Annotated in this window: 14 protein-coding genes; 7 read left to right on the plus strand and 7 right to left on the minus strand. The window is 38.7% G+C overall.

The genetic code is table 11. The annotated features are described in order from the left end of the window. The first annotated feature begins 166 nt into the window (after positions 1-166). Positions 167-1,147 (plus strand): GMP reductase, encoded by a 981-nt coding sequence (guaC, locus tag KW850_RS15740; protein WP_218348535.1) that lies wholly within the window; start codon positions 167-169, stop codon positions 1,145-1,147. Positions 1,148-1,234: 87 nt separating this feature from the next. Here guaC and KW850_RS15745 read toward each other — a convergent pair whose 3' ends face one another. Beyond that, a complete protein-coding gene (locus tag KW850_RS15745; RefSeq protein WP_218348536.1) occupies positions 1,235-2,170 on the minus strand; it encodes a substrate-binding domain-containing protein in 936 nt (311 codons plus the stop codon). A gap of 156 nt (positions 2,171-2,326) precedes the next feature. On the opposite strand from KW850_RS15745, the gene modA reads away from it, so the two are divergent. Further along, on the plus strand, positions 2,327-3,133 hold the full coding sequence (gene modA, locus KW850_RS15750) for a molybdate ABC transporter substrate-binding protein (RefSeq protein ID WP_218348537.1): 807 nt from the start codon (positions 2,327-2,329) through the stop codon (positions 3,131-3,133). Positions 3,134-3,139: 6 nt separating this feature from the next. Further along, positions 3,140-3,796: a molybdate ABC transporter permease subunit gene (modB, locus tag KW850_RS15755; protein WP_218348538.1), complete on the plus strand. Its 657-nt coding sequence runs from the start codon at positions 3,140-3,142 to the stop codon at positions 3,794-3,796. A 51-nt stretch (positions 3,797-3,847) separates the two neighbouring features. Here modB and KW850_RS15760 read toward each other — a convergent pair whose 3' ends face one another. The 3 genes from KW850_RS15760 to KW850_RS15770 are packed head-to-tail and all read right to left on the minus strand — an operon-like array spanning position 3,848 to position 5,555. After that, on the minus strand, positions 3,848-4,351 hold the full coding sequence (locus KW850_RS15760) for a DMT family transporter (protein WP_218348539.1): 504 nt from the start codon (positions 4,349-4,351) through the stop codon (positions 3,848-3,850). 33 nt (positions 4,352-4,384) lie between these two features. Then, on the minus strand, positions 4,385-5,080 hold the full coding sequence (locus KW850_RS15765) for a Crp/Fnr family transcriptional regulator (protein WP_218348540.1): 696 nt from the start codon (positions 5,078-5,080) through the stop codon (positions 4,385-4,387). A 49-nt stretch (positions 5,081-5,129) separates the two neighbouring features. Then, entirely contained in the window at positions 5,130-5,555 is a 426-nt protein-coding gene (locus tag KW850_RS15770; RefSeq protein WP_218348541.1) for a DMT family transporter, read from the minus strand. Positions 5,556-5,708: 153 nt separating this feature from the next. Between KW850_RS15770 and KW850_RS15775 the strand changes: the two genes are divergently transcribed. Continuing rightward, positions 5,709-5,867 carry a hypothetical protein gene (locus KW850_RS15775; protein WP_218348542.1) on the plus strand — a complete coding sequence of 53 codons (159 nt, stop codon included), beginning with the start codon at positions 5,709-5,711 and terminating at the stop codon, positions 5,865-5,867. A gap of 260 nt (positions 5,868-6,127) precedes the next feature. On the opposite strand, the gene KW850_RS15780 is transcribed toward KW850_RS15775, so the two are convergent. Continuing rightward, a complete protein-coding gene (locus tag KW850_RS15780) occupies positions 6,128-6,442 on the minus strand; it encodes a winged helix-turn-helix transcriptional regulator (protein WP_218348543.1) in 315 nt (104 codons plus the stop codon). Between the two features lie 203 nt (positions 6,443-6,645). Here KW850_RS15780 and KW850_RS15785 point away from each other — a divergent pair, with 203 nt between their 5' ends. The 3 genes from KW850_RS15785 to KW850_RS15795 all read left to right on the plus strand — a co-directional run bounded on the left by KW850_RS15785 (position 6,646) and on the right by KW850_RS15795 (position 9,712). Continuing rightward, complete coding sequence (locus KW850_RS15785) at positions 6,646-7,746, plus strand: FAD-dependent monooxygenase (RefSeq protein WP_218348544.1); 1,101 nt, start codon at positions 6,646-6,648, stop codon at positions 7,744-7,746. Between the two features lie 54 nt (positions 7,747-7,800). Then, positions 7,801-8,532 carry a GTP cyclohydrolase II gene (locus KW850_RS15790; protein ID WP_308128811.1) on the plus strand — a complete coding sequence of 244 codons (732 nt, stop codon included), beginning with the start codon at positions 7,801-7,803 and terminating at the stop codon, positions 8,530-8,532. Between the two features lie 268 nt (positions 8,533-8,800). Further along, complete coding sequence (locus KW850_RS15795; protein WP_218348546.1) at positions 8,801-9,712, plus strand: EamA family transporter; 912 nt, start codon at positions 8,801-8,803, stop codon at positions 9,710-9,712. A 934-nt stretch (positions 9,713-10,646) separates the two neighbouring features. Here KW850_RS15795 and KW850_RS15800 read toward each other — a convergent pair. Continuing rightward, the gene (locus KW850_RS15800; RefSeq protein WP_218348547.1) at positions 10,647-11,462 is read right to left on the minus strand and encodes a DUF2935 domain-containing protein; all 816 of its coding nucleotides are present in this window, start codon (positions 11,460-11,462) and stop codon (positions 10,647-10,649) included. 337 nt (positions 11,463-11,799) lie between these two features. Then, positions 11,800-12,774, minus strand: a complete 975-nt coding sequence (locus KW850_RS15805; RefSeq protein ID WP_218348548.1) for a glycine-rich domain-containing protein — start codon at positions 12,772-12,774, stop codon at positions 11,800-11,802. Positions 12,775-12,842 lie beyond the last annotated feature (68 nt).

A 12,842-nucleotide genomic window follows, 5' to 3' on the forward strand; every position in this document is an offset into this window, starting at 1 on the left:
CAAATCTCCTTGAAGCTGTTTTTTTTCGAACAGATCTCCTTTCACTTATTATCATAACCGCGAATGATAAACCGCTTCTAAACCAATTCTAAAAAAAGTATAAAGATTATTTATCGGTGGGGTTTGTCGACCTATTACGATTGGTTCATATTTAAGGAGGACAATTATGGAAAATGTGTTTGATTACGAAGATATCCAATTGATTCCGGCAAAAAGCATCGTAAATAGCCGCTCTGAGTGTGATACGACTGTTTCGTTTGGCGGACAAACATTTAAGCTGCCTGTGGTGCCAGCAAACATGCAGACGATTATTGATGAAAAGATTTCCATTTATTTGGCGGAAAATGGCTACTTTTATATTATGCATCGCTTTGAACCAGATAAGCGTAGATCTTTTATTAAAGAGATGCAGTCACGCGGATTAATTGCTTCGATTAGCGTGGGAGTTAAAGAGGAAGAGTACCGATTCATCCAACAATTAGCCGAAGAACAGATTTCACCTGAATTTATAACGATTGATATCGCACATGGACATTCCAATGCCGTCATTCAGATGATTCAGCATATTAAAAAATACATACCTGCCAGCTTCGTCATTGCAGGAAATGTCGGGACCCCAGAAGCTGTCCGCGAATTAGAACATGCAGGCGCAGATGCTACTAAAGTAGGGATCGGACCCGGTAAGGTATGTATTACCAAGATTAAGACTGGATTCGGGACTGGAGGTTGGCAACTAGCTGCCCTGCGGTGGTGTGCAAAAGCAGCAAGCAAGCCGATTATTGCCGATGGAGGGATCCGCACACATGGTGATATCGCCAAGTCCATTCGTTTCGGTGCCACGATGGTTATGATTGGTTCTTTATTTGCAGGACATGAGGAGTCTCCTGGAGAAACGATCGAAAAAGATGGAAAACTCTATAAGGAATACTTTGGTTCTGCCTCAGAATATCAAAAAGGCGAAAGAAAAAATGTAGAAGGCAAGCGGATTTTAGTGGGTCATAAGGGTTCGCTAGTGGATACGCTTAAAGAAATGGAGCAAGACCTTCAATCCTCCATTTCCTATGCAGGCGGTACCAAGTTGGAAGCAATTCGCTATGTAGATTATGTAGTAGTTAAGAATTCCATCTTTAACGGGGATATTTATTAAGATAAAAAAGCAGAATGATGAACTAATCATTCTGCTTTTTTAAATCTGATAGAAATAAGAAGGCCATTGAATCTCAACAGCCTCCTTTTAATAGGTCTCGTATATAATTTTTCCTGTCTGAGAAGTATCATAGTCTCCTATAGAGTTAACTTCTGACTGAAACTGATGGGAGGATAAAATTCCCTTTACGGAACTTATTAGTCGTTCAGATTCGGGAGTCTTTAGAATAACCAAGTCATACTTTTCTGTTATTAATGGAACAAAATCGATTCCAACAATTTTTGCAGCCTTTTCAATTCCGACTCCTACATCAGCTATTCCGGTAGAGACAGCTGATGCCACACTTAAATGATTGCTCTCTTCGTGCTCATATCCCTTCATGTTCCTAGAAGGAATCTTGTTGATTCGAAGTTGTTCATCAAGAAGAATCCGCGCTCCAGATCCTTTCTCTCTATTAATGATTTTCACATCATCTCGGTTCAAATCAGTCCAAGTGGTGATATTTAAAGGGTTTCCTTTTTTTACGTACAAACCTGCTTTTCTAGAAAGAAGGTTGATTAATATAAAAGGAAAGCCCACTAAAATTTTTTTAATGTATGGTAGATTATACTCGCCAGTATCCCCATCAAATAGATGCAAGCTAACAATGTCTCCTTCTCCGTTATACATAGAGATAAGGCTGTTTAAACTTCCTGTAAAGGATCTTAATGGATTATAGGTTGAGTCTTTCTCAATGTGTTTGCCTAGAATATCTAAAACCAGGTCTTGTCCACTAATGACAATGTTATGTGAATCCTTGGTTTTATTCCTCTGAAGATCGACATCAGGGGCTTGAAATGTAGGATTCTGTTTCGTTTTATGATCATTAATATAGACTTCCAAGTCTTTTGCATCTATTCTCATCTGTCTTCCTACACGGAATACAGGTAATTCCCCTTTTTTAACAAGGTCATAAAGGGTTAATTTTGAGACTTTCAAAAGCTGTGAAACCTCTTCAATCGTATACGAAAGCTCCTTTGACATTTGCATCCCTCCATTCTTTATTTTAACTTACTGCCTGTTAAAAAGTATATTCCTAATAAAAATAATGAAAAAGTGATTTTTTTCATATCTATTATCGTTATAACTAATTATAATTAGTTATAATTAGTTATATTTAGAAGGAGAGGAAGAGGAAGGATGAAAAAACGATATCTTTTATTTTTCACAATGATGTTATTACTAGTCGTGTCAGGTTGTGCAACCAATGAACAAACTAAAAAGCAAGAAGAGCAAAAACAAGAAGTTTCTGTTAAGAAAGTGGAATTGACGATTTCAGCTGCAGCAAGCTTACAAAATTCCTTAAATGACATTAAAGCAACTTTTGAAAAGGAACACCCTAATGTAATCGTAAACTATAATTTTGGTGCTTCCGGAGCACTGCAACAACAAATTTCTCAGGGGGCACCAGTCGATCTTTTCTTTTCTGCCGCTGAGGACAAATTTGATAAATTGGTGCAGGACGGACTAATCGAAAAGTCTAAAGGAACAGATCTAGTTGGAAATGAACTGGTGTTAGTGGTACCAAACGATTCCAATAAAGGGATTAAAGCATTTGAAGACCTTACCAAAACAGATAAAATTTCCATTGGTACCCCAGAGGCTGTACCAGCTGGCCAATATGCTAAGGAGACATTAGAAAAATTAAATGTCTGGAAAGCCGTTGAAGGGAAAGTAGTATATGCTAAGGATGTTCGCCAAGTGCTTACATATGTTGAGACAAACAATGTTGATGCGGGAATAGTTTACAAAACAGATGCAATGATTTCTAGAAAGGTTAAGATTGTAGCAACCGCAGAGGAAAATACTCATGGACCTATTATTTATCCTTTAGGTGTGATTAAGAACAGTACCCATCCTAAGGAAGCCCAACTTTTCTACGATTATCTTCAAAATGAAAAATCTATGAAGACTTTAGAAAAGTATGGATTTAAAGGGATAAAATAATATTCAATGGCAACTGATTTTTGGTCACCAGTCAGATTATCTATTGAGATAGCTGCTGTCTCTGGCGTATGGGTATTAATCTTAGGGTTATTGTTTGGAAAAGTTATGGCTAATTCGAAATTCAAAGGAAAAGTCTTCATTGAAACAGTTTTCCTTTTACCATTAGTATTGCCGCCTTCAGTCGTTGGGTTCTTGTTAATTGTTTTATTTGGTAGGAGTAGTCTAGTAGGAAGATTGATAGAATGGACCTTTCATCAACCTGTTATGTTTACGTGGTGGGCAGCTGTGATTGCCTCTACCATTGTGGCTTTTCCTCTTATGTATCAATCGGCTAAGACAGGATTTGAAGCTATTGATGAGGATATTGAGAATGCGGCTCGTGTTGACGGGGCTAATGAATTCAAATTATTTATGAGTATTTCCATTCCTCTAGGAATGAAAGCAATCATTTCCGGCGCCATATTAAGTTTCGCACGAGCATTAGGCGAGTTTGGTGCCACTTTAATGTTTGCTGGTAATATTCCTGGGAAAACCCAAACCATTCCAACAGCAATATATGTTGCCATTGATTCAGGCAATTTGGAATTAGCTTGGTTATGGGTAATGAGTATGATCGGTATTTCTTTTTTAATGTTAATATGTGTTCATCTAATTAAATCCTGATGAGCGAAAAGAGAACTAATCAAATGTTTGATTAGTTCTCCCTCTCTTTAACTACTTTTGAAATTCGGAAACTTTATTCCCTTTGGCAAATGGCCAAGTAAACACCTTCTGGCCCACACCGCTGCCACCGAATTTAAAGACGATAATCCCGCCGACGATGACCAGTACTCCAATCAATTGATTGATAGTAAACGGTACTTTATTAAGTCCTAGCCAGCCTAATGAATCCCCCAGTAACGCAATCAGCAATTGTGAAGTCAACGCGATTGCAATGGCATAAGTTGCTCCAAGGCGCTTGATTCCTTGCACGAGACAAACCACCACACCAACTCCAATCATACCGCTAAACCAGTACCACGGCTTCATATTTTCCAAGTGGAATAACTGTCTACCTTCAAAAAGAAGACCGAACGTAAGTGAAGCGAGAAATCCCATCCCTAATACTAAGGTCGTCGTTGCCCATGACCCCGCCCGTTCATTGACTTTACTGTTAAAAATATTTTGCAAACTAACCAGCGAGCCGGCAATGATTGCAAACAATAATCCTATAATCATCCAATTTCTCTCCCCATTATTGATATACCAACCTTATTCGTAAATATTATCCCCAGCGAGGTCCTTTAACCCTTTTCTGTCCTTAACGAAAATGGAACCTCGATTTCGGTCAATCAGTCCCTCTTCACAAAATTGGGTGATGACCCGATTTAAATGACGATAACTCGTTCCGACTAAATTGGCGGCATCCTTGATACTGATTCTTAGTTGGTCTTTGTAATGTGTATCCGATTCATCAAAGGAAACCGACAATAGATAACTAGCCAAGCGTACTTCTACAGGATACATAATATTGAAGGTCATCGAATTGTTTTTAAGCTGAAACTTCTTCGTGATAATATCCAATAAAAATTGCAGGAACGGTGCATGATTACTTCCATATTTCTTCAACCAGCGATAGTGAATACCAATCATACTAACCGGTGATACCGCCTCGACCGTATTGATAATATCAATGCCGCGGACATACTCAATATCGCCAATCACTTCAAGCGGTTTCTTAAAAGACAGAATGAGAGTTTTACCTTCTGGTGAACTGGTATAGATTTTCACTTTTCCCTTAACAAGGACATACAAATACTCTGATGTTTCCCCTTGGGAACAAATCAGTTCACCCTGGTCAAAGCTGTGCAGCGACAAATATGGAATCAATGGTTCATGGAATATTGATTCTAGTTGATATATTTGGATATAAGCGTGCAATTGCTCCAGATCGTTTCGTTCTTTCACTCGGGTTCACCTCCATTTTCACCTGCATCAGTCTGGAATCACTTGGCGATTATGACCTTAGGATTACCACACCTGCTATCATCATCCCGATGCCAATAAACTGCGGCAGTCTCATTTTCTGCTTTTCAAGGCCGAACCATCCGTTACTATCTATAATAAACGTTAATGTTAGCTGTGCAATCAGGATCGCCGATATACTAAGGGTTACACCGATTTTCTCAATCGAACGGACATTACTGAAGATGACAATCGCTGCAAACGCGCCCCCAATTAAATATAATGGCTTCACTTGTTTGAAGCCTTGCCATTTACCTTCTCGAACAAACATTAAGATGATGAACGCCAATATAAATCCCGTCATCTGAGTAATAGTTGCTGCTTGCCATGTACCAATATCTTGACTAATTCGTGTATTCGCAATTCCTTGCAGGGTAATAAATGCCCCGCCTAAAAACGCAAAGATAATCCCCTTCATAATCTTCTCCCCTCATTTCGATTTCTCTCTTTATTAAAAGATATCTCCAAGCAGTTTGGATAGGACATATGTCCTCAACTCAAAAAATTGTATAAACCTGCCGCATAGTTACTCTTCTAATTGAGACGATATGGAATGGAGGTGATTGCAATTATGAAAAATGATGGCAAGGATTTACCGAATAAAATCCAATATAACATTTGGGATACCCGGACCGAAGAAAATCTTCAGACAATGAAAAAGGAATTTGCCGAGGAGATCGAGCACACTAATTTCAAATCAAATCCAACAAATCAGAAGAAGCAGCCGTAACCGGTTGCTTTTTTAATAACAAGGCTATGTTAAAGCTTATTATTGATTTTGGCACCCTGTTGATTGGAGGGGAAGGCGCGAAGACTCCTGCGGGAGGACGGGGCAGGAGACCCCGCAGGAGCGTAGCGACGAGGAGGCTCCCCGGACCGCCCGCGCCTGGAGCGGAAATCAACAGGTAAGATAACAGAACCAATAACAAAAAATTAGGCAACCTCGGCTCAGAGTGTCGAATTGAGCAAAGGTTGCCTAAAAAACTAATCCTATTCAATTGTCAGCCAGGTTTGTGACCATTTTTCAAGTTCTTCAACAATTGGCTTTAACGCGAGTCCCTTATCTGTAAGGGAATACTCAATACGGACGGGCGTTTCCGGAAACACCTCACGTTTCACAATCCCTTGACTTTCTAAATCTTTCAGTCGCTCTGAAAGGACTCTTCCACTTATCCCCATAGACGCTTCCAACGTGCAAAAACGTTTTGGGCCTGTTAACAGCTGATAAATAACTAATCCTGTCCAGCGCTGGCTCATCATTCCCATCGCTTTTTCAAATCGAGGACACATGACTGACTCGTCCATTGATCTTCCCCCCTCATAGCCTATTGCATTTAACAATATAATTAACTTGCTAAACAAATTTAATTGACATATTTTAGTTTTAAAAATATAATTACTTACATAAAGTAACTAACTAACGAATAATCATTAACTATAAATATTTTACTTTAATCAATTACGATTCGTCAATACATCATAGACAGTTAATAAGGTGGTTATTAAATATGAACCTTGAGGCCGATGTTTGCATTGTAGGTGCAGGTCCCGGCGGCGTTTTACTTGGATATTTGCTTGCGATGAAAGGCATCTCAACCCTTGTTCTCGAACGGCACACTGGGATTGACAAGGAATTCCGAGGTGAACATCTCAACCAGGACGGAGAACGAGTGTTAAAAAAATATGGACTATATGAACAAGTGGAAGATACTGGGCTGTTATTAATGGAACGAGTGGAATACTGGCAGCACGGAAAGGTAATAAAGACGGTTACACCTGGTGCCGGTGAAGAGCATGTCGGCATTCATGTCCCACAAAAAAATTTGTTAAGTGTGTTGATTCGAGCATCTGAACCTTATCAAAATTTCAAGCTGATGATGGGGACAAAGGTAACAGAGTTAATGTTTAATGATACGGGTTGTGTAACTGGTTTAAAAGCAATGAATGGAGCACAAGAAGTGATGATAAACAGCAAAATTGTTGTTGGTGCCGATGGCCGCTTCTCGACTGTACGAAAACTGGCAGAGATGCCTTATACAACGATAACACATGGATATGATTTACTTTGGGCAAAAACTCATAGCCCAGCAGGCTGGGAGCCAACCATTAAAAATGCATTGGTAAATGGAGATCAGTTAGCTTTATTTACCCAGGCTGGCGGTTTCATTCAAATCGGCTGGAATATTAAAGAAAACTCGTATCCATCTTTGAAAAAGCAATCATGTGCACCGTTTATTGAACAAGTGAGTGAGGCTTTCCCAGAGTTAGCCGAAACCATCCGTACACAGATTCAAACATGGGACGATTTTATTTTATTAAAAGTACAAAGCTCTCATAGTCCAACATGGGTTAAGGACGGATTGGTGATTATGGGTGATGCAGCACACACGATGAGTCCAACTGGTGCATTTGGAATCAATTGCTCCCTCTTGGATGCAGATGTTTTAGCTGAAGTTCTGAGCGAAGCACTCGACAAACAGAATCTAAGTAAGGCACAATTAAAAAGATTCGAACAAGCACGACGTGATCATACTGAAAAACTACAGCATCAGCAATGGGTGAAAGAGACGACCTATCAAGACAATTTTGCTGTTCCTGTCCTTTCTTAAGAGAGATCAGAGTCGGAATAAATCTATGAAAATATGGAATTGGGGGAATTCATAGTGGAACAAATAGAATTAAAAGCAGATGCTCTCTCTTTTTTAGAGGATAAAATAAAACTAATAAAAAACGCTGATGAAGCGATCTACCTAGTGGGACCAATTAAGCTTCCAGTTAATTTATACGGAGAAACGGTTGAATTTAAGTGGTATAGCTGGCTTAAGAGCGAAAATAGAACAGAAGATTTCCAGCAAGTCATTGATCAGTTATCTTCCGTAAATCTAGCTGAATATCAACAGTCGAGTGTTCTTGTTTATGGCGATTTTGAATATGGTGAGGATGCATTAATCAGAATGCATTCGATTTGTCATACTGGAGATATTTTTGGAAGCAAGCGCTGTGATTGCGGCTTTCAACTCAAACAATCGATGAAAATGATTGCCGAACATGGAACAGGAGCGTTATTTTACTTAGCCAATCATGAAGGCCGAGGAATAGGCTTATTTAGCAAGGCAATGGCCTATCTTCTGCAAGAAAATGGATACGATACAGTGGAGGCTAATGAAGGTCTTGGTTTTTCAGATGATTCAAGGAATTACGATGATGCTATCGAAGTTCTTAAAGCGCTAAGAACAAAACCTGTCACCCTTATCACCAACAATCCGAAAAAACTTAAAGCCCTAAAAGCTGCTGGTGCACCGGTTTCTGGACGAACTCCTCTTTGGGGCGATATCTCCGAGTATAATGAAAAATACTTACAGACGAAAGTAAAAAAATCCGGACATATGGTATAACAAGCACCTGTTTGATGGTAGAAGGTGACTAGCCACCGTTCGCTCCGATGTTCATTATTGACATTTCGTGTCATTTAATTTAAAGTAACAGAGTCAAATTAAATACCAAAATTCATTTATTTGTTGTGGACTTTTTTAGAGATATCTCTATTTTCGCCACACAGTTCTCATGTGAGAGCTGTGTGGCTTTTTTGTTGTCTGAAAACAGAACCTAGGGGCAAAACGCGATTTTTTTTACTTGGATTCAATATTGAAAGGGGAAGAAAAAATGAAAACTTGGCACTATGCACTAATTGTTTTTTTAGGCGGATGTTGTTACGGAGTTTTATCAACCTTTGTAAAGCTGGCTTACTCGGCTGGTTTTACCGTGAAAGAGGTAACAGGAAGTCAATTCCTACTTGGGACCTTGCTTATTTGGATCGTTGCACTTTTTTCAAAGAAGAAAAAACTTACACTGCCGAACATTAGTAAATTACTATTATCAGGAATTCCCGTTGGTTTAACGGGTGTGTTTTATTATAAGTCCTTGCAAACCCTTGATGCTTCACTTGCCATCATCTTTTTATTTCAGTTTGTATGGATTGGCACATTTATTGAGTGGATTGTTTATAAAAAGATACCAAGCACCGGAAAAATGGCTTCGATTGGTATACTAATTATCGGCTCCATTCTTGCAGCCGGCATTATTACAGAAGGCGGCGTAGAATTATCCTGGCAGGGGACTGTTTGGGGACTGCTTTCAGCTGTAACCTATACCGCTCTCATCTTTCTCAGCAGCTCCGTGGGAAAAGATACACCACCTGTACAGAAAAGTGCCCTCATGTCCACTGGCGGGCTGATCACGGTATTATTGGTTTTTCAACCAACGAATTTGCTCCATTTACCAGTAATAACGGGAGTAGCACCATATGGATTGTTCCTCGGGTTACTTGGCGTAGCCTTGCCACCACTCTTATTTTCAATTGGAATGAAGCATGTCGGCCCAGGACTTGGAACCATCTTGACTGCCTCTGAGCTTCCGATTGCTGTGATCTTATCCTCATTGGTCCTAGCTGAGAACGTAAGCTTGTCACAATGGTTCGGAGTGGTCCTCATTTTAGGCGGAATTGTTGCAGCGAATGTTAAAAAACCTACTACGAAAATGAAGTCTGTTTCTTTGGAACGTAAATCGGTATTTTAAGATTAGTAAGGGGGAGCACTATTGAGTTAACTGGCTCCGTTTTAAGGTGCAGACGGACTAATAATCATACAAAAACACATATGAATTCACTCGTTAATTCACACATGAAAAATCTGTAAAAAATAATCTATCCAATCAGGTGCAATGTAGTTTTTGTCCCTCATTAATTTTATGAAGGACAATTCATCAGGAATGTAATTAAGTTTTGTCCTTCATCGGTGGTATGAAGGACAGTTCTTTAGATATCTTTATTGGTTTTGTCCTTCATCGGTCTTATGAAGGACAGTTCTTCAGATATCTTAATTGATTTTGTCCTTCATCAGTGTTGTGAAGGACAGTTCTTCAGAAATCTTAATTGATTTTGTCCTTCATCAGTGATATGAAGGACAGTTCTTCTGAAATCTTAAAGGTTTTGTCCTTCATCAGTGTTATGAAGGACAGTTCTTCTGAAATCTTAATAGATTTTGTCCTTCATCAGTGTTATGAAGGACAGTTCTTCAGATATCTTAATAGATTTTGTCCTTCATCAGTGTTGTGAAGGACAGTTCTACTGAAATCTTAATAAGTTTTGTCCTTCATCAGTGTTATGAAGGACAGTTCTTCAGAAATTTTAATAGTTTTTGTCCTTCATCAGTGGTATGAAGGACAGTTTTTCAGAAATTTTAATAGTTTTTTCCTTCATCGGTAGTTAGTCGCCAATTATGCGTACTAGCTCCCCAATTTCTCATAAACATTCACATTGAACAATAAGTTTTGTCACTTAAAAGAAAAACTTTGTGAAATAGCAAGGGAAAACGGAACAAAAATAGAAAAATCATTGATACAATAACAAAAATTAAGGCTGAATTCCTATGTTAATTCATGCCTTAAACAAAATGTGATTTACCTTTTTGCCCCCCCGTATCGGAACCCATTACTCTTAAGACCCCCCTTTTTAATGATAGGATGGTCTTTTTAAAGAGCATTTACTTGCTTCTTCCTGTAAACTTTGGGCGTAGAAACTTAACTTCTTAATAAAGTAACAGGTTTCGGGAAAATGATGCTCTAAAAATCGTAAAGTGGTTTTATTCATCAATTTATTTTCTTTATATTTAATCACCATGTTGTAGACAAAATTGCTCATCTCCAGGGTTGTTTTTCCCACCTCATAAGCAAATTCGGTTTGACGAGCAAAGCCTGGCTCTTTAAACCGCAGATAACCTTTCATGTGGTGATTTTGAACGATAAATACTTGAAATTTACTAATATACAGTTCCGCTTGATTACTGACCATTATTTCAATTGGATCAATGATATTTTTAAAAAGAACGGCATGTCCCAGCTGGTCCTCTAGCCATAAATCCATAAGATTTTCTAAAGGAAGAGGTACAGGCTCTTTTCCATAGACCAAAAAACTTAAAAATCGCAGATATTCTTGATTTTCCGCTAATGTTCCGTTTAGGTAGGTTGGCGATAAATTTAAATTCACCTTATTATCTATTCTAAGCGCCTGCAGCTTCCCTTCAAATTCAAAATATCCTTTCGCTGCCTGCCAAGCTCTCTGGGAAAAATAAATCATTGAGTCATCAGTATGAGTAACCGAACGAGGAATAGTACTTAATGTCGCAATTAACTCCCCAAATAAATTGATATACTGTTGGGATGTGTTGACATATTCACCTTCACTTACAGAAAGATGATCTCGTACAAAATAGGCATGATCTTGTAATATTTCTAACCAAAATAACTGTTCCTCCCATAACGAAATCACATTGCTGTTCAGAATGATCTCTCCCCCCTTTATTCCCTTATATATATATTTAAAATAGGGTTATGAAAGAATAAATTAATTCCTAATTTATCAAAGTCCTATAAAAACAAACCAAAAAAGAGTCTGAACAGACTCTTTCTTTAAATCGGTTTATCAATACCTCAAAAAAGTGCTTGCATAGGAACTGTGAGATGTTCACAGAGCCCGTCTACCTCAAAAAAGTGCTTGCACGGGAACTGTCAGATGTTCACAGAGCCCGTCTACCTCAAAAAAGTGCTTGCATGGGCACTGTGAGAAGTTCAATTGATTAGTTTTAAACCCCAAAAAAAGTTCCTCCCTATGAGGAACATCCGCTACCGCAACTGGAACAACTGGAACAGCTAGAACCTCCATCATGACCGCCTCCATGCCCCCCATCCCCGTGACCAGAACCATCCGAGGCAGTCCCGCAAAAAATAGCTGTAGTGCAGCCGCTCGTATAATTTGCCGCTTGGGCAAACGTATACACTTTCGCATAATTCCAATAATCTTCAAAATAAAAATAAGAGAAAAATACCATAACAAATGACAGGTTCGTCATTTCACCATATGTCCGCTGCTTAGTAAATTTCCCTTTCTCGTCCTCTTGATACGTTTTTTCGGCCTCACATACTTGCTGCTTCATTTGCCTGACGAGATACTCAATAGTACCATTATTTTCTTCATTAACTTTAAAATATCTATTCATCAACCATTCATTACTTTCTTCCTTGAACTCCTTTAGAACCTTTTTATCTATTGGATAGTTGAAAAAACTGCCCCAAGACTTCCAGCTAAATTCAGTGATGGTAAACAAATGAGAAAACACCCAATCAAAAAATGCTCGTTCTTGTGGTACAGGCGTTGGATTTGTGTTAGGCGTATGATGTAGCATTTTCCCTGCATATCGTTCCGAAAAGGTTTGATATTTTTGTGTAAATAGCAACATCGTATGCCAGATTTCATCTACTTCTTCACTAAACATAGGCGTTTCCTTTAATATATTTGTAAGCAAAAAATAACGCTTTAATTCAAAAAGCCGCCATTCAAACTCATCTTCCGTCCGTTTCGGATTTTCTTGAAGAAAACGCTGCTTTACTTGTTCAACATAGTCTACATCCAAAGCGGAATCAAATTTTTCAAGCAATGGTGCTACTGGAACAAGGGTGTGCATCCCCAAATGCTCAGGAATATTTTCTTTCGCTAATTTAGGCCGTCTCTTTACTGCTAGTGCCACTACTCCTGTAACAACTCCAGCTAGCAAAAGAGCAGCAGTTACAACTCCTGTAACCAAATGAATCCCCCCTTATTCCATAATAGTTTATTACGTGTTAAAAATTGTAAAAGTTTCATAAATAATCA

It is taken from the genome of Bacillus sp. sid0103 (assembly GCF_019219025.1).